Annotated in this window: 16 protein-coding genes and 1 other annotated feature (1 of these 17 cut by a window edge); of the genes, 4 read left to right on the top strand and 12 right to left on the bottom strand. The window is 48.2% G+C overall.

All coding sequences use genetic code 11. The features are described from left to right. Positions 1–3 precede the first annotated feature (3 nt). Together GT1_RS06055 and GT1_RS06050 are read left to right on the top strand one after the other, a co-directional pair. Positions 4–1,194 (top strand): electron transfer flavoprotein subunit alpha/FixB family protein, encoded by a 1,191-nt coding sequence (locus tag GT1_RS06055; protein ID WP_188397984.1) that lies wholly within the window; start codon positions 4–6, stop codon positions 1,192–1,194. Positions 1,195–1,219: 25 nt separating this feature from the next. Beyond that, positions 1,220–2,611, top strand: a complete 1,392-nt coding sequence (locus GT1_RS06050) for an FAD-binding oxidoreductase (protein WP_188397983.1) — start codon at positions 1,220–1,222, stop codon at positions 2,609–2,611. Positions 2,612–2,618: 7 nt separating this feature from the next. Here GT1_RS06050 and GT1_RS06045 read toward each other — a convergent pair whose 3' ends face one another. The 10 genes from GT1_RS06045 to GT1_RS06000 form a co-directional block, all read right to left on the bottom strand. Beyond that, positions 2,619–2,909: a hypothetical protein gene (locus GT1_RS06045; RefSeq protein WP_188397982.1), complete on the bottom strand. Its 291-nt coding sequence runs from the start codon at positions 2,907–2,909 to the stop codon at positions 2,619–2,621. A gap of 146 nt (positions 2,910–3,055) precedes the next feature. Next, complete coding sequence (locus tag GT1_RS06040; RefSeq protein ID WP_188397981.1) at positions 3,056–3,499, bottom strand: cell division protein SepF; 444 nt, start codon at positions 3,497–3,499, stop codon at positions 3,056–3,058. Between the two features lie 234 nt (positions 3,500–3,733). Beyond that, positions 3,734–5,452 carry an adenosylcobalamin-dependent ribonucleoside-diphosphate reductase gene (locus GT1_RS06035; RefSeq protein WP_223226083.1) on the bottom strand — a complete coding sequence of 573 codons (1,719 nt, stop codon included), beginning with the start codon at positions 5,450–5,452 and terminating at the stop codon, positions 3,734–3,736. A gap of 48 nt (positions 5,453–5,500) precedes the next feature. Then, complete coding sequence (gene typA, locus GT1_RS06030) at positions 5,501–7,312, bottom strand: translational GTPase TypA (protein ID WP_075755786.1); 1,812 nt, start codon at positions 7,310–7,312, stop codon at positions 5,501–5,503. Between the two features lie 119 nt (positions 7,313–7,431). Continuing rightward, a complete protein-coding gene (locus tag GT1_RS06025) occupies positions 7,432–9,045 on the bottom strand; it encodes an MBL fold metallo-hydrolase RNA specificity domain-containing protein (RefSeq protein WP_188397980.1) in 1,614 nt (537 codons plus the stop codon). A 135-nt stretch (positions 9,046–9,180) separates the two neighbouring features. Further along, on the bottom strand, positions 9,181–10,101 hold the full coding sequence (gene murB / locus GT1_RS06020) for a UDP-N-acetylmuramate dehydrogenase (RefSeq protein ID WP_075756065.1): 921 nt from the start codon (positions 10,099–10,101) through the stop codon (positions 9,181–9,183). A 4-nt stretch (positions 10,102–10,105) separates the two neighbouring features. Beyond that, positions 10,106–10,456, bottom strand: coding sequence for a YlbF family regulator (locus tag GT1_RS06015; RefSeq protein WP_075755788.1), 351 nt, complete (start codon positions 10,454–10,456; stop codon positions 10,106–10,108). A 47-nt stretch (positions 10,457–10,503) separates the two neighbouring features. Further along, positions 10,504–11,373, bottom strand: a complete 870-nt coding sequence (locus GT1_RS06010; protein ID WP_188397979.1) for a TIM barrel protein — start codon at positions 11,371–11,373, stop codon at positions 10,504–10,506. Positions 11,374–11,411: 38 nt separating this feature from the next. Beyond that, the gene (gene trmL, locus GT1_RS06005; RefSeq protein WP_075755790.1) at positions 11,412–11,870 is read right to left on the bottom strand and encodes a tRNA (uridine(34)/cytosine(34)/5-carboxymethylaminomethyluridine(34)-2'-O)-methyltransferase TrmL; all 459 of its coding nucleotides are present in this window, start codon (positions 11,868–11,870) and stop codon (positions 11,412–11,414) included. A gap of 14 nt (positions 11,871–11,884) precedes the next feature. After that, the gene (locus GT1_RS06000; protein WP_075755791.1) at positions 11,885–12,796 is read right to left on the bottom strand and encodes a DMT family transporter; all 912 of its coding nucleotides are present in this window, start codon (positions 12,794–12,796) and stop codon (positions 11,885–11,887) included. A gap of 180 nt (positions 12,797–12,976) precedes the next feature. On the opposite strand from GT1_RS06000, the gene GT1_RS05995 reads away from it, so the two are divergent. Both GT1_RS05995 and GT1_RS05990 read left to right on the top strand, forming a co-directional pair. Further along, positions 12,977–14,071, top strand: a complete 1,095-nt coding sequence (locus GT1_RS05995) for a PRK06851 family protein (protein ID WP_075755792.1) — start codon at positions 12,977–12,979, stop codon at positions 14,069–14,071. Positions 14,072–14,239: 168 nt separating this feature from the next. Then, positions 14,240–15,640 (top strand): GDSL-type esterase/lipase family protein, encoded by a 1,401-nt coding sequence (locus GT1_RS05990; protein WP_223226082.1) that lies wholly within the window; start codon positions 14,240–14,242, stop codon positions 15,638–15,640. On the opposite strand, the gene GT1_RS05985 is transcribed toward GT1_RS05990, so the two are convergent. Beyond that, on the bottom strand, positions 15,609–16,517 hold the full coding sequence (locus GT1_RS05985) for a prephenate dehydrogenase/arogenate dehydrogenase family protein (RefSeq protein WP_188397978.1): 909 nt from the start codon (positions 16,515–16,517) through the stop codon (positions 15,609–15,611). The two genes, GT1_RS05990 and GT1_RS05985, sit on opposite strands and share 32 nt — an antisense overlap. After that, on the bottom strand, positions 16,514–17,530 hold the full coding sequence (aroF, locus tag GT1_RS05980; protein WP_075755795.1) for a 3-deoxy-7-phosphoheptulonate synthase: 1,017 nt from the start codon (positions 17,528–17,530) through the stop codon (positions 16,514–16,516). Before aroF ends, GT1_RS05985 begins: the two co-directional genes overlap by 4 nt. Before the next feature lie 41 nt (positions 17,531–17,571). Next, positions 17,572–17,793: a binding site (T-box leader), on the bottom strand; it runs 25 nt beyond the window's last position.

Raw genomic sequence — 17,793 nt, 5'->3', positions numbered from 1 at the left:
GCTATGTCCAAAATTATAATTAGACAAGACTTAGTAACCAATCCCGATGATTTAATTAAAATCTGTCCATTTGGCGCAATTGAGTATGACAACAACTATCTGTCCATTAATGCGGCTTGTAAGATGTGTAATATTTGTGTCAAAACAGGTCCTCAGGGGGTATTTTCCTGCTTTGAGGAAAAAGTTGAGGAAATTGACAAAAGTCTCTGGCGCGGTATTTCCGTCTACGTTGACCATCATCACGGCCACATTCACCCGGTCACCTATGAATTGATTGGCAAAGCCAAAGAACTGGCTGCCAAAATCAAGCACCCGGTGTATTGTTTATTTATTGGCCGCGATATTAGCCAGACTGCTCACAGCCTGCTGGCCTATGGTGTTGATGATGTTTTTGTTTACGATAACCCGGAATTGGAGGATTTCAGAATTGAACCCTATACTGCTGTCTTTGAGGATTTCATCAACAGGCAGAAACCCAGCATTATCTTAGTTGGCAGTACTAATCTCGGCCGCTCCCTGGCTCCCAGGGTGGCAGCACGTTTTGGCACAGGCTTAACAGCCGATTGCACCATCCTGGATGTGGATGAGGATACGAATTTAGCCCAAATCCGTCCGGCCTTTGGCGGCAATATTATGGCTCACATTTATACTCCTAACCATCGCCCGCAATTTGCGACAGTGCGTTATAAGGTTTTTTCCGCACCGCAAAAAATCTCTCAGCCAACCGGCAAAGTTACGTCCTGCGACATAGCAAACCAGGCATTGCAATCACGCATCCGGGTTCTGAGCACAAAAGATAAAGAAAAAGTCCGCAGTGTGGAAGATGCCGAAATTATTGTTGTTGCCGGCAGAGCCGTAAAAAACCAGAAAGACCTGGATATTATTAACAAGCTGGCAGAACAATTAGGGGGAATGGTTGCCGTAACCAGACCACTTATTGAGGCTGGGCTGGCTGATGCCAGACTACAAATCGGGTTAAGCGGCAGAACCGTAAAGCCCAAGCTGCTTATCGCCTGCGGCGTATCCGGTGCTATCCAGTTTGTTGCCGGAATGGACAAGGCGGATATGATTTTTGCCATAAATAATGATGATAATGCTCCGATTTTTAACATTGCCCACTACGGGATTGTAGGTGATGTTTTTGAAATCGTACCAAGATTAATGGAACTGCTTGACCAATCCCGCCAAATGTAAAATCTCATAATTAGGAGCTGGTGGTGTGTCCTACAAAAAAATTGACCAACAAGACATTGACTTTTTGGTATCACTGTGCGGCACGCGCGTGCTTGCCGGACAAGATGTGCCGGAAACTTACAGCCGCGACGAATTAAGTATGATAAGAAACTATCCTGAAGTAGTTGTCGAAGTATTAACTACTGAGGAAGTAGCAAAAATAATGAAATATGCTTACGACAATACTATTCCGGTTACTCCCCGCGGCCAGGGAACCGGCCTGGTCGGCGGCTCGGTTGCCTTACATGGGGGAATCATGATCAGCACCGTGCGAATGAATAAAATTCTCGAGCTTGATGATGAAAACCTGACAATAACGGTACAACCGGGTGTCCTGCTCATGGAACTGGCAGCCTATGTCGAAAAACACGATTTCTTTTATCCGCCTGATCCTGGTGAAAAAAGCGCAACCATCGGCGGCAATATCAGCACCAATGCCGGTGGTATGCGTGCTGTCAAATACGGTGTCACCAGGGATTATGTGCGTGGGCTGGAGGTTGTACTGCCCCATGGCGAAGTCATTAATCTCGGCGGCAAGAATGTAAAAAACAGTTCCGGTTATAGCCTGAAAGATCTTATTGTTGGTTCTGAAGGAACGCTGGGCTTTGTAACTAAAGCTATTTTACGTCTGCTGCCGCTGCCCAAAAAAGCCTTGAGTCTGTTAATCCCTTTCCCTGATCTTGGTCAAGCTATCGAAACCGTGCCGAAAATAATCAAGGCAAAATCTATCCCAACCGCTGTCGAATTCATGGAACGCGAGGTCATTCTCGCAGCAGAAGAATTTTTGGGCAAAAAATTTCCTGATACTTCAGCTGACGCTTATTTACTCCTTACCTTTGACGGCAATAGTACCGAAGAACTGGAAAAGGCGTATGAGCGGATTGCTCATATTTGTTTGGATTCAGGCGCCTTTGATGTCTTGATTTCCAATACACCTGAAAGGCAGCAATCTATCTGGTCGGCCAGAGGCGCTTTCCTCGAAGCCATCAAGGCCTCTACCACCGAAATGGATGAATGCGACGTAGTTGTACCCCGCAACAAAATTGCAGAGTTCGTAAAATTCGCCCGCAGTCTGCAAGACAAGCTGGGAGTCCGGATTCAAAGCTTTGGTCATGCCGGTGACGGCAACCTGCATATCTATGTATTGCGGGACAAGCTGGCGCAAGAAACCTGGGAAACCAAACTGGAGGAAAGCATGCAGGCAATGTATGCCAAAGCAACAGAGCTAGGCGGGCAAGTATCGGGTGAACATGGCATCGGCCATGCGAAACAATCCTACTTAGCCTGCTCGTTAGAGGCTGAACATGTTGGCTTGTTTCGGAGTATAAAACAAACCTTTGATCCTAAAAACATATTAAATCCGGGTAAAGTTTGCTAATGCTGTATTAGCCGCGCATAACCCGCAGCTTGCCGACGCTTTTCCGGGTGCGGGCATCTTTCGGCCCTGCTGCCGGCGGCATTACCGTTATATGACGCCGCCGTTCACCGGTTAAACGCACAACATGTGCCGTACACATAGTAAGGGCAAACAACGCCCAGAAACCGGCAAAAAATTGTCCGGCAGCGGATTCCATAAATACCGGCAGTTGAGTGGCAAACAGCATTAGCATGGCACTAAGAGCAATCAGGCATAATGATGAGCCGAATTTGCCGGTTTTAGCCTTTAATCTTTTCATACCGCTGACTCCTCCCATCAGATTGACTACAAAATGAATGTCAGTATACTATTGAAATATATGAAAGTGATTGAGTGAGTATGTGCAATAATAAAACAGCCGGCTTGACTTCACCAGTCTGCCGGCTGTTTATTATTGCACATACTTTATTCGTTTTTTACCCGTACATAGGTAGGTACTGAATAGGCAAAAATCTTTTTATCCACTTCAATGTTGGCGTAAGCATAAAGTATTACCCTGTCTGAAACCCGCTGTACACAGCCGCCCAGAACATAGCATACTCCATTTAAAAAATCGCTCATACGCTGTTGGGTAGCGGCATCTACCTGCTGGTAGTTGACCACAACAGCGATATTCGTTTTGAGATAATCGGCATATGCCTGCACATCGTCAAAGCTTGTTGGCAAATCCACATATAATTTCAGTTGTCCCGGTTGTTGACTATGTACTTTAAGTTTGGGACGACGTTCGGTTTCCTGTACCGCCATTTCTTTTGTCCCGGCAGACACTTCTGATTTTCCCGGTGCTGCCGTTTCTTCTTCCAGCGGTATCAAAAAGTTAGTCAATTTATCAATTAATCCAAGCGCCACCGTTCAACGCCTCCCTAGATACTTATCTCAAATCTTCAAGATTTTCTAGGAAAGTATTCGACATACTTTATGCTAATTCCTGCCAGACTGCGGCGAAATTTTGTGTTACAGGTAAAATAGGGTGAAATCTCCCAATATGGTAGGACTGTGGCACTAAAACAAAGACAAAGTTCCCGATAATAACCTAAAAAACTGTTACGCTTCTAGTATTGCCATGCTTTTAAATAGGTATATCTAGAATATTTGCCGACATTCTTCGCACCCGACACCATGGCTGAGCACTTGCTCAGCCCGGCTGGCATCCCGGTATACTGTCACGCCTTTACACCCCTGATCATAGGCTGCAAAAAATACCCTGGCAACGTCTTCACAGGTAGCGTCCTTGGGCAGATTTACCGTTTTGGAAACACCATTATCGGTGTATGCCTGAGCTGCAGCCAATTGGGCTACATGCCATGCAGGCTCAATTTCATGGGCGGTAGCCAGCACACGCTTCACTCTGTCAGGCAGTGCCAGGCCGGCCACACTTCCCGCCAGGGCTATTTGCTCATTAACTGCTTGTGTCAGCAGCCCCTGCTGCCTGAGGTAATTAACAGCCACCGGATTTACACTGGTAATCAACCTGCCGTCAAGAACTCTCCGGGTCAAGGCCAGGGCAAACAGTGGTTCTATACCGCTTGAACAGCCTGCAATTATACTGATGGTTCCTGTCGGCGCAATGGTGGTTACTGTAGCATTACGCATATGCTCATAACCCTGCCGGGGGTAAATACTATCAGCAAAAGCGGGAAAACTGCCTCGCTCCCGTCCCAGTTCGGCTGACATGGCTCTCGCCTCAGTTGTAACTGCCTGCATAATATCCTTGGTTAATTGGACTGCTTCCTGACTGGCATAGGGCAAATCAAGCAAAATAAACAGTTCGGCCAATCCCATAATTCCTAACCCAATTTTCCGGGTTTTCCTGGTGGCTTCCGTCACTTCCGGCAGCGGATAACTGTTGATATCGATGACATTATCCAAAAACCGGACTGCCAGTCTAACAGTCCGGGTCAGTTTATGTTTATCAAGGCTAACTCTCTGCCCCTTATTTGCTGTTAGCAGCCGGGTAAGGTTGATTGAACCTAACACACACGATTCATATGGCAGCAGCGGCTGCTCGGAGCAGGGATTAGGAGACTCAAATAAGCCCAAAGCAGGCGTAGGGTTAGCTTTATTGACAATATCTAAAAAAAACAGTCCGGGCTCGCCGTTCTCCCAGGCCATCTGTACCAGCAAGTCAAATATTTCCCGGGCAGGCACAGTCCGGACCGGAGTATGATTTTGGGGATTTATCAACTCGAAATCAGCCTGCTGTTTAACAGCTTCCATGAAAGCGTCGGTTATACCTACCGACAGGTTAAAGTTATTGAGTACATCATGCCGGCGTTTAGCAGTAATAAAGGTAAAAATATCAGGGTGGTCCACCCGCAATACCGCCATATTGGCACCACGCCTGGCAGCCCCCTGTTTAACAACCTGTGTAGCCAAATCATAGATATGCATAAAAGATACCGGGCCGCTTGCGGCTCCACCGGTTGCTCCTACCCGGGCGCCTTCCGGGCGCAGGCGGGAAAAGGAAAAACCGGTGCCGCCACCGCTCTGATGAATGAGGGCAGTATGTTTCAGAGTATCAAAAATACCGGCTAAGGAATCTTCTATTGGTAAAACAAAACAAGCAGCTAACTGGGCCTTGGGCTTTCCCGCATTGATAAGTGCAGGAGAATTGGGGAGAAACGTCCCGGAAGCCAGCAGCTCATAATATGCCTGGGCTGCCTGGGCGGCATTTTGCCCATAGCCGGCTTCAGCACCGGCTATGTAATCAGCCACCCGGCGAAATAAGAGTTCGGGGGTTTCATCTTCGCGCAGGTATCTGGCGCGAAGTACTGTTTCAGCTTCAGGTGATAACAATATCATGGTTACCCCTCCCGCTTGTCATTGTGAATACAGTAAAGTGTACCTTGCTTAAGCCTCTTTTTTCCGCTCGCGTCCGCGGGCATGTCTGTCCAGGGTTGCTTTGCGCAACCGGATGCTTTGTGGAGTGACTTCCACAAGTTCATCATCATTAATATATTCAAGAGCCTGCTCCAGGCTGAAAATGCGCGCCGGAGCCAACCGGACAGCATCATCAGAGCCACTGGCCCGCATGTTGGTAACATGTTTTTTCTTGCAGGGATTAACATCCATATCCATTTCCCGGGCATTTTCCCCAACGATCATGCCCTGGTATACGGCTTGCCCCGGAATAACAAACATAATGCCTCTGTCCTGAATGCTATTGATGCCATAACCACTGGTTTCACCAGCCTCAAACGCCACTAAAGCCCCACGGGTACGGCCGGGAATATCGCCTTTATAGGGTACATAGCCATGAAACACATGGTGCATAATGCCATTGCCCTTAGTATTGGTCAAAAACTCTGACCTAAAACCAATCAGCCCGCGCGCCGGAACAATAAATTCCATCCGCAGGTAACCGGCCAGTTCCACCATATTGACAAGTTCTGCCCGGCGAGTTCCCAGAGATTCCATAACTGCGCCCATAAATTCCTGCGGTACGTCAATTGTCAAAAATTCCATTGGCTCGCAGCGCTGTCCGTTAATCTGCTTATAAATTACCTGGGGTTTGCCGATTTGCAGTTCATAGCCTTCACGGCGCATGGTTTCGATAAGAATGGATAAATGCAATTCGCCCCGGCCGGCAACTTCAAAAGCGTCCGGGCTGTCAGTTTCTATAACCCTCAGGCTAACATTGGTTTGCGCCTCGCGGAACAGACGGTCCCTAATATGGCGGGAGGTAACATACTGACCTTCCCTCCCGGCAAACGGGCTGGTATTAACCGCAAACAGCATCGCCAAAGTCGGTTCATCAATCCTGATGGTCGGTAAGGCTTCCGGATTTTCGGTATCGGCCACAGTATCACCAATATTGACCGTTTCCAAGCCAATCATGGCAATGATATCACCCAAGGCCGCTTCCTTAACCTCGGTACGCTTTAAGCCCTCATATATATATAGTTTACCGATTTTGGCCTTTTCCTGAGTCTCACCGGTCAGAACAGTAACATTTTGTCCGGACACAATACGCCCCCGCACAACCCGGCCAATGGCAATCCGCCCGACATAATCGTCATAATCGAGGGTGGTTATCATGACCTGCAGCGGACCGTCAATTTCGCCCTGCGGTGCAGGTATGGTTCTCTCAATACATTCAAACAAAGGCAGCAGGTTGTCGCTTTCGTCGGCCATTTCCATTTTTGCAATACCTGACCTGGCAGTAGCGTAGACAACCGGGAAATCAAGCTGCTCATCATCGGCCTCAAGCTCAATAAACAGTTCTAAAACCTCATCAACAACATCCTCCACCCTTTGATCCGGGCGGTCGATTTTATTTATAACCACAATGGGTTTCAATTTTTGTTCCAATGCTTTTCTCAACACATATTTAGTCTGAGGCATAGGTCCTTCAAAGGCGTCAACCAAGAGCAGCACACCATCAACCATGTTGAGAACCCGCTCCACTTCGCCGCCAAAATCGGCGTGACCCGGAGTGTCAACAATATTAATTTTGGTATTGTTATACATTACCGCCGTGTTTTTAGACAGGATAGTAATGCCGCGTTCCCGCTCAATGTCGTTAGAGTCCATAACGCGTTCGGCTACATGTTCATTGGCGCGGAAAACGCCGCTTTGTTTAAGCATAGCATCGACCAAAGTGGTTTTACCATGGTCAACATGGGCAATAATTGCAATATTACGTAAGTCGTTTCGTTCCATATATAATGCTTGTCCTCCCTAAATAAACAGAAGGATGCATTTAGCTGCACCCTTCTGTAGTGTAATGCACAATTCACTATATTATACCAACCAGCAAATGTCAAATAAAAATTATCATATCACGACCATAAATCACTGAGTGTCTTTTTAACAAATGTCCGGATTTTCTCAACACGCTTAAGCACTGCCTGAAGATTGGCGGAATTGGCAGCCACCAGGTCTTCGAGTCTGCGCCGGAAGTCGGCGTATTCTTTTTCCATTTCCTCGAGCTGATCTCTAAGCTGCTGAACGGCTGGCTCAACCGTCGTAATCGCCGAAGGCTCAATGTTCCAGGTACGTCCGTCAATCTGGGCAGCATCACCATATTTCGGAATATATGTCGCTATGCCAAACTCTTCATTAATCATTTTGCCAAAAGGTTCTGACCGGTCCTCTTCACCATGCACAATAAAAATATTAGCCGGTTTTGTTGTAAAATTTTTCAGCCAGGAAGTCAGTTGGCTCTGATCGGCGTGAGCCGAAAAACCTTCCATATTATGAATTTCCGCTCTAACACTGATTTCCTCACCCATAATCTTAACTTTTCTGGCACCGTCCAGTATCCGGCGTCCCAAACTGCCCTGCGACTGATAGCCGACAAACAATATAGTGCTTTCCGGCCGCCATAGGTTGTGTTTTAAGTGATGAAGAATACGCCCGGCATCGGCCATACCGCTGGCCGATATAATGATGGCCGGTTTATCCAGACTATTAATGGCCTTGGACTCCTCAGCCGTTTTGGTGTAAACCAGCTGCGGCAGGCGCAGCGGCTGCTCCTGATCGCCATACATCAGATCATAGGCTTCTTTATCATACTCTTGTGAGTTTTTCAGAAATACATTGGTTGCCGCTATCGCCAGCGGACTGTCCACAAAGATGGGAATTTCCGGTATCGAACCTGCCTTAAACAACTTATACAAATGATACAGCAGGGTTTGGGTGCGGCCAACAGCAAAGGACGGAATAACCAGATTGCCGCCTTTGGCTGCGGTATCATTAACATACTTGGCTAACAGCTCAATGGGGTCGCCAGGCTCATGCTGCCGGCCGCCGTAAGTAGATTCAAGAACAATATAATCGGCTGATTCAATGATGGCCGGGTCTTTAATAATCGGCTGATCAGGCTGCCCCATATCACCGGAAAACAAAATTTTGGCGGTTTGACCATTTTCCGTTCCCCATATCTCAATCATGGAAGAACCTAAGATATGGCCGGCATCCCTGAATTGAATGGTAACCTCCTCAGACAGTGTCAGCTTAGTATCATAGGCTGCAGGTGAAAACTGATTGAGGCAAGCATAAGCATCTGCTACCGTATACAAGGGTTCTACCGGTTTGCGTCCGGCACGCTGCCCTTTTCTATTGGCAATTTCCGCATCAAATTCCTGAATATGAGCACTATCAGGCAACATAATGCTGCATAGTTCGGCAGTTGCTTTCGTAGCGTAAATAGGCCCTTTAAAGCCTGAGTTGCACAATTTGGGCAAAAGCCCGCTGTGATCAATGTGCGCATGGGTTAAAAACACAGCGTCAATCTCGGCCGGGTTATATAAAAAATCCCGTCTATTTAGTGCCATAATGGCTTTTGACCCCTGAAACAGGCCGCAGTCAATCAAAAACTTTTTCTGACCGATTTCCAAAAGGTACGAGGAACCTGTTACCATTCCAGCGGCTCCCAAAAAAGTTAAACGCATAGCTTTGTCTCCTTTTCAGCATTTTGTTACTGTGTATAATATTCTAAATTCAATACCCTTGCCTGCTTTCCCTGCAAAAATAATAAAAACCGGGGCATTTTGCTCCCGGTTAAAAACTTCTGCTATACCCTTGTCTTAGCCTTCCCCTAATACCCGTACCTCCGGATGCAGGGAAATACCAAACTGTTGATAGACACGATCCTGAACTTTACTGATAAGTGACAGCACATCCCGGGCTGTCGCACCACCGGCGTTAATAATAAACCCCGCATGTTTGGTTGAAACCTGTGCGCCACCGACACGGGCACCTTTGAGGCCGGCCTGCTCAATCAGGGTACCGGCAAAATACCCCGGCGGCCGCTTAAAGGTGCTGCCGGCACTGGGCATATCAATCGGTTGTTTGCTGTGCCGTTTGTTTGTATAATCCTCAATACGAACCTGAATAGAGCTATCCTCACCGGCAGACAAGGCCAGTTCAACCTCGCAGACAAGGCAGCCGTTTTCCTGAAAAACACTGTGCCGGTAACCAAAAAGCAGCTCTTCCCGGACAAACCGTTGCCGTTTGCCATTGGCGCATACCGCAGTGACAGCCTGCACCACCTGACTCATATCGCCTTCATAGGCTCCGGCATTCATGAATACCGCACCGCCAATACTGCCGGGAATACCAATGGCAAACTCAAAGCCTGTGAGTTTGGATTTGGCGGCATATTGCGATACCTCTGAGAGCAATGCACCGGCTCCGGCAAACACAGTCGTGCCGTTATGCCGGATATACCCCATTTCAGCGCCAAATTTAATAACCAGACCGCGAATGCCCCGGTCCAGCACCAATACATTAGAACCATTCCCCAACACAGTGACAGGTACAGTACAAGCTTCAGCAAGTGCAAGCACCTCCGCCACTTCCACCGGTGAAGCCGGCAACACTAAAAAATCAGCCGGACCGCCAATTTGAAACGTGGTGTGTTTGGACAACGGTTCATTAACCAGCAGCCTTTCCGGGGGAATAGCTTTTTTTAATTCGGCAGCAAAGTCTACCGGCATGGTAACCATGTTCTCATTCTTTGCCAAATATATCCATTCCTTCGGCGACCGCATCGCCAATTATTTTGTATATGTCAGCCGCAATCTGCTGAAACCGCATGTGAGAATGAATGAAGTCTCTGGCTTTGGGATTAAGGACAATCATTTCATACATTTTCTGCAGTTCCTGAGACTTCTCTTTATCTTCAGGATGACCGGCCATTAAGTCATATTCGGCAGCCAGCTTTTTCTTGAAAAAATCCTGTACCATGGTTTTGCTTGCTGCGTCATTGTCAAGATTTTGCTTGGCAAGTAAAAACGCCTTGTACTCGTCAGAGTTTCTCAACGCCCGCCCCAAATCATGGGCTTTGTCATGCACACTCATGAAAATACCTCCAGTACACCATCTATTTTATGCATTATTTGTACTCTTTATACACTGAAATCTTTTTTCAATAATTTTTGGTAAAACACCTGCATCGTTTTGGCATCTTTAGCCTGAGTGCCGGCAGACTCGCAGATAATCCGAGGTGTATACCCTCTGTCAGCAATGACTGCCAGGAGTGGCTCATGCGGCGGACCGAAAGGATCACCAAAACTCCAGTGACGTTTCTCACCGCCTTTGGTGAATTCAATCGGGCTGAAATGAATATGCAGTTGTTTGGCCGCTTCTTCTCCCAGTACTTCGCCGATTTTATCAAATACAGCGGCAAACTCCTGGCTGGTGGTATACTGACCGCCGGTCACGGCATGTAAATGGCCAAAATCGACAGCAGGACGCACCCATTCGGCCATTTTGCATAACTCAAGCACTTCGTCAAGTGAGCCCAGCTGATTTTGTTTGCCCATCGTCTCCGGCAAGAGGTTTGGGCCTGTCAAGCCTGCCTGCTCAGCCTGCTCCAAAACTTTGGCAAATGAGCGTTTGGCGCGTTCTAATGCCTGGCGCCGGTCAATACCTTTGCCGGAGCCACCGATATGAAAAACAATCCTGTCTGCGCCCATCCATTTTGCAACCTCAAGCGAACGGAGAAAATGGCGTTCCGTATTGCTGGCAGTGGCTTCATCCTCGGTAGCTAAACTTATATAGTAAGGCGCATGGATGCTAAGTTTAACCCCATAACGGGCAGCCTCCTGCCCTACCAGTTCGGCAGTCGACTGCTTAATGTTAACACCGCGGCTGCATTGATATTCATAAGCGTTAAGCGTAAGACCTGCCAGCCATTTAGGCATGTCGGCCGAGGACTTGAAGCCGGCTTCATAAAATGCGTCCGGATTACCTGCCGGTCCAAATTGTGCAAACATGGAATCACCGTCCTAGATCTGAAATTTTTGCTGCATGATCATCTGAGCCCGGCAAAATTTTGCTGCCTGAACGCCTCATATACGACAATTGCTACCGCATTCGACAAGTTAAGTGACCTGGCATCATCAACCATCGGGATGCGGACACAGTTATCCGGGTAAGAATGCAGCAGTTCCTGAGGCAGTCCGGCAGTTTCTTTGCCGAAAACCAGCAGGTCTTCGGGCTGGTACGCAATATCGCTATGATGTTTATCGGCTTTTGTGGTATTAAAATAAAAATTATGGCCTTGGTACAATGCGGCTATTTCATTAAAGGTTTCGTGAACATGTACTTTAACCAAATTCCAATAATCAAGCCCTGCCCGCTTTAAATACTTATCCTCAATAGAAAACCCCAGCGGTTTAACCAAATGCAGTTCACAGCCGGTAGCTGCGCACAATCTGGCAATGTTGCCGGTATTGCCGGGAATTTCCGGCTCTACCAGTACAATATGCATCAAAATCACTCCAGTTATACAATATCAGCTTGTTTGTCCTTAGTTGGGGCAGCTTGCGGTTCACTGCTTGTCTGCAGCAAAATAACGGCGCCAATTACCAGCAGCCCGCCGCAGGACTGCAGCCAGCCCATAACCTCACCCAGCGTCAGGTAAGCGACACCAGCGGCAATAACAGGTTCGAGGCAGGCAGTAACTCCCACATTGGTCGGCGATAAAAACCGCATACCGGTAAAATACAGTAAAAAAGGAACTACGGTGGCGAATACGGCAATATACATAAACAGCCACCAATTGCCGGCATGAATGACCCCTGCTGTCCACGCATCAGGCGACACCAGCCACCAAAACAATGCGGCAAAGAAAAATGAGTAGGTGACCACTGTCAGCGGATGGTACTGGCGTACCCCCCGTCTCCCGTATATGGTATTAAACGCCATAACCACCGCAGCCATCAGGCCGCTGGCAAGCCCCAGCAGGCTGATGTTGGTACTGCCTGCGTTAAGCATAATCATGAGTCCGCCCAAAGTGGCCAACCCAACTGCGCTGCCGCGCTGCCAACCAAGTTTTTCCTTTTCAAAAAGCACTGCATATACAGCCATCAGTACCGGTGCCAGATATTGCAGGAAAACGGCGGTGGCAACATTCGTAAGGCTGATGGTGTAAAAATAGAAAAATTGTAACAGCGCCATTCCGGCCGTACCCAGTACGGCAAAATACGCTATTTCCCGGCGCGGAATCACCAGCAGTTGGCGGTTGTAACAGAAGAGCCCGGCTACCATTAATAAAAATGCCAGTGTCAGACGAATTTTCACTAACAGGAACGGCGTAATATCCTGATTCATCAGCGCTTTGGCTGCCGAACCGCCAATTCCCCACATACTGGCAGCTGCAATAACAGCAAGATATCCATATATTTCTTTGCGCATAGCATTCTCCCTGGATAAAAGTCCAAAGTAATTATTATTCTACACAAAAAGTAAAAATCCTACCCATTATCCCCAGGATATGTCAATAAATATAGGATTTTTTGATATACTCACGCCGCCTGAGTCATATACATTATAGAAAAACGGTAATGGCAAACTGCCACAAAAGGGAGGATAACAATGGCTGAAGGAAAAATCAAGCATGTGTTTCCCGGCGGCAACACCCCCCAAGGCTTTTTCTCTTATTATGATTATGTAATTCCAATTGATGCTACCAGGATTTTCCTGTTGAAGGGTGGACCCGGAGTCGGCAAATCCACGTTTATGAAAAAAATTGGGCAGGCGATGGTGGACCAAGGTTTTGACGTCGAACATCACCATTGCTCAAGTGACCCGCATTCCCTGGACGGGCTGGTCATACCGTCGCTCAATACAGCATTAATTGACGGTACTTCTCCTCATATTGTTGATCCCAAGCATCCCGGTTGTGTTGACGAAATCCTCAATCTCGGCGAATTTTGGGACGAAAGCAAGCTGATCAACAATAAAGCTGAAATCGTAAGCTGCACCCGGGAGATCGGCAAACGCTTCCAACGCGCCTACCGCATGCTCAGAGCGGCAAAAGCGGTATATGATGACTGGGAGGCGGCCAACGGCGAAGCAATGGATTACAAAATAGCCAACCAGAAAACAACTGCCATTATTGAGAAAATATTTGGCGGCGTCACCAGCGTAGGCCAGGGGAAAAACAGGAAGCTTTTCGCCTCTGCTATCACGCCAATTGGTCCGGTAAATTATATTGATTCCATTAGTGCCGATATCAAGCACCGCTATATTATTACCGGCTTTCCCGGCACAGGCAAAGCTACCCTGCTGGCTAAAGCCGCCGATACGGCTATCACTAAGGGGCTTGATATCGAAACCTATTACTGTCCGCTTGACCCGCTAAAAATAGAACACATCATCATCCCGGCTCTTGACACGGCTGTGCTGACTTCCACACCGCCGCATAATCTATCCCTTGATAATACAACACCGGTTATTGACATGAATGAATGCCTCAATCCGGTGATTACCAGACAGCTAGACGCGGTCACTGCTTATGACCGGACCGCTTTCTGGGAGTTTTTCGATAAAGCCGGAGCCTATATCAAGGAAGCAAAGAAACTGCATGATGAGCTTGAGACCTATTATGTGCCTAACATTGCTTTCAGCAGCGTAGATGCCCTTAGGAAAATAACTCTGGCAAGGATAGCAGGGTTTGCGACAAAATGATTTTTCGCCCGGTATTGTAAAGTTTAGACAATAATAAAGAAGCTTGGTGGATGGGCTGATTAGCATCCACTAAGCTTCTTTATTATTGTCAGTGTAGTTTTTGTCAATACTATAAGCATGATAAGCTTATAACAGTCGTTCCTACCATACATCCGGCAGGTGCAAACATTGAAGATACTGATTATATTGGCAATATTGCTGGCACTAATGCTATATTTGCCGGAAATACCAAAAAATGCAGATCCGATTCCGCTCAAACCGAAGCCGGCGGAAATTAAGCCCCTGGACCCATCTTCCAATTCCATCAGGCTAACCGATAACATCGGCCAAATACCCGAAAGCGCCGATAATGTCAAACCTGCGCCTACTTCTTTTTATCCTGACAGCGCCCCGTCCTCTGTCCAGCCGATGCTTACCTGGACAGTAGTTCCAGGCGCAGTTTACTATGAACTGGAATTCCTCGCAGAGCTGCCGGAAAATCCCAATACTGTTTTTCCAGCGAAGAACCAGCTTCGTTTAGTACGGAAAATTTTTACCAATGGGTATAATGCTGATTTATCCTGGTATAAAGGCAACTGTATTTACTGGCGCGTTCGCGCTCTTGATCTGCAAGGCAACCCGCTGGGAGTGTTTTCTGACGCGGCCGAAGTCTGGCTTGACCGCAGCCTTGTCCCGGTTACCCGTCCCCTGACTAATAACCGGATGCCGGCAACACAGCCGGCACCGCTTTATCCTGCCTATGCCTGGATTCCGGTGGCAGGTGGTGTAAGTTATGAAGTCGAGCTTACCAGCCGGCCGCCGGAAAACCCTAATGGCGTTGAACCATCCCGCCATCGTATCTGGAGCAAAATTGTTACCGGCGTTAATGATTGCTATGATGACCAGCCCCGCAGGAACTCAGGTAGGTATTACTGGCGGGTTCGCGGGATGGATGCGGCCGGCAATCCGGTGGGCGGCTACTCGGACACAGCCGATTTTACCGTTGCTGCAACCCGGAGACAATATGCGGCAACCTTTGGTGACAGTATCACGCATGGTGGTGGCGCTATCTCCTATTCTCCGGCCGATTCCGACTATAGTTACCAGACATACCTTTATTTTCCCACCGTTAATCTGGGTAAAAGCGGTGATACTGCGGCAACCATGCTGGCGCGGTTTGAGCAGGATGTCCTGCCCTTTAAGCCAAACTATTTAATTATTCTCGGCGGAACTAACAGTCTGCGCGGCGGTATTTCCGCGACACAGGTAATTTCCGAACTTGCCGCTATTCGCGACAAATGCCTGCTGCATGGTATCAGGCCGATATTTTTGACTTTGCCGCCCATTAATCCGGAAACCATTGCCCTCATCTTCCAGGAGGAAACAGTACCCGGCTGGCGGGAAGAGTTTGATGCCGTCAATAGTTTCATCCGTCAACAGCAATACTGTATTGACATTGAACCCTATTTTACCGACAGCAGCCGTAAACTTCCCGAGCATTTGTCCATCGACGGTCTTCATCCTGATATTGACGGCAAACAGCTAATGGCTCAAATTATCAATGCCCATTGGTCAAGGGTTGTCCGTTAGCGGCCTCTTCCAAACGCAATAGTTCATCACGGCGTTTTTTGGCAGTGGCAAAGAAGGTATGGATGCTTGTCCGGTCTCCCTGGCGGACAGCCGCTGCCACCTGGGTTAATAGCTGGCTGAATTTGTCCAGGCTGTCGGCAATCGGCCCGGAATTAGTTATGCAGATATCGGCCCACATATCGGCGTTGGAAGAAGCAATCCGTGTGGTATCCCGAAAACCGCCGCCAGCCAGTTTAATGCTGCTGTCCTGATCGTGAGCATGTTCCAGCAGATTGACCAGAGCCGCCGCCCCAATGTGCGGCACATGACTGATAAGTGCGGTACACCAGTCATGCTGGCAAGCCTCCATCACGGTAATTTTGGCTCCTGTCCAGCCAATAACCCGGCGAACTGTGTCAATGGCCTGCGCATCACTTGCCGCATCAGGGGTAAGGATATACCACTTATCACAAAACAGCATTTCGTCGGCAGCCTCTATACCGCTTTTCTCACGCCCGGCCATTGGGTGTCCCGGCACATAATGCACGCCTTCAGGCAATACTGCCGTTATTTGCCCGATTAAATAGCCTTTCGTACTGCCGGTATCTGTCAGGATAGCGCCTTTTTTTATATAAGGTGCTATTTCATTTACCAGTGAAGCCACTTGCAGCACCGGTGTACATAAAAAGATTATGTCGGCGTTTATCACACCTGCCTTAAAATCGGTAGTAACTATATCGGCAGCACCACTCTGCCGCGCTTTGACAAGTGACAGTTCATTGGTATCCATACCAGTAATCTCTATTTTGTCGCCTCTGGCAGCCTTTAAGGCCAAACCGAGCGAACCACCGATCAGTCCCATGCCGATAATTGCAATCCGCTCAGCAGGCGAAGTCATGCCATTCTCCTGTCTACTGCTCTGGCAACGGCTGCCACTTCACTCATTAAGGCCTGGTAATTGGCAGGAGTCAGTGACTGATTGCCGTCAGATAACGCTTCGGCCGGGTTGGGATGAACTTCAATCATCAGTCCGTCTGCTCCGCCGGCGACGGCCGCTTTAGCCATGGGACGCACTAATTTCCACAAACCGGTTCCATGACTGGGATCAACAATAACCGGTAAATGACTCAAGTTCTTGAGCGCGGCCACAGCACTTAAATCCAGTGTATTACGGGTATATTCTTCGAAGGTCCTGATACCACGCTCACAGAACATAACGTTGAAATTGCCTTCACTCATAATATATTCGGCGGCGTGCAGCCATTCATTGATGGTAGCCGCTATCCCGCGTTTTAACAGTACAGGCATGCCGCTTTTGCCTACCGCCTTTAAGAGTTGGAAGTTTTGCATATTGCGCGCACCGATTTGCAACACATCGGCATAGGCGCCGACTACCGGTACGGATTCAATATCAACAACCTCGGTAACAATTTTCAGCCCGTGCAAGCTTCTGGCCTCAGCCAGCATCTCCAGTCCCTTTTCTTCAAGTCCCTGGAAAGAGTAAGGCGAAGTCCGCGGCTTGTAAGCGCCGCCCCGCAGAAATTGGGCGCCCGCTTCTTTGACAATCCTTGCCGATTCCAGTAATTGTTCCCGGCTTTCAACAGCACAAGGTCCGGCCATGACAACAATATGGGGACCACCCACCAGCACGCCGCCAACATCAATAACTGTGTCTTCATTTTTAAACTCCCGGCTGACCAGTTTGTAGCCGGCGGTAACCGATATTGCCTTTTCCACCCCGGCCATAGCCTCGAGCGGCAACTGAACCATGAGTTTTTTCTCGCCAATTAAACCAATAATGGTACGAAGTTTACCTTCCGACAAATGGACTTTTAAGCCGGCTGCGGTTACCCGGGCAATCACATTGTCAATTTCTGTCTGGGTAGCTGTAGGATTCATTACAATAATCATGTCTATCGCCTCCATAAAAATATAAAAAGTCCCATCCCCTATACAGGGACGAGACTTTACTCGCGGTACCACCCTGCTTGCTTAAATAAATAGCAAGCCACTCTTTCAGGTACAGGAATTCCGATACCCTAGCCTATGATAACGGTGGCCTCCGGCGCAGTCTACTTGTATTCCGTTCGACCTGCTGCTCACGGGTGTATTTCAATATGCACGCCTACCGGGTCGCACCACCCCCCGGCTCTCTGATAATAGCGCAGCTAATT

Source organism: Sporomusa sp. GT1, assembly GCF_014634905.1.
Classification (GTDB): Bacteria; Bacillota; Negativicutes; order Sporomusales; family Sporomusaceae; genus Sporomusa; species Sporomusa sphaeroides.
Note: the sequence above shows the minus strand (reverse complement) of the source record. Positions and strands in the feature narration are given on the sequence as shown.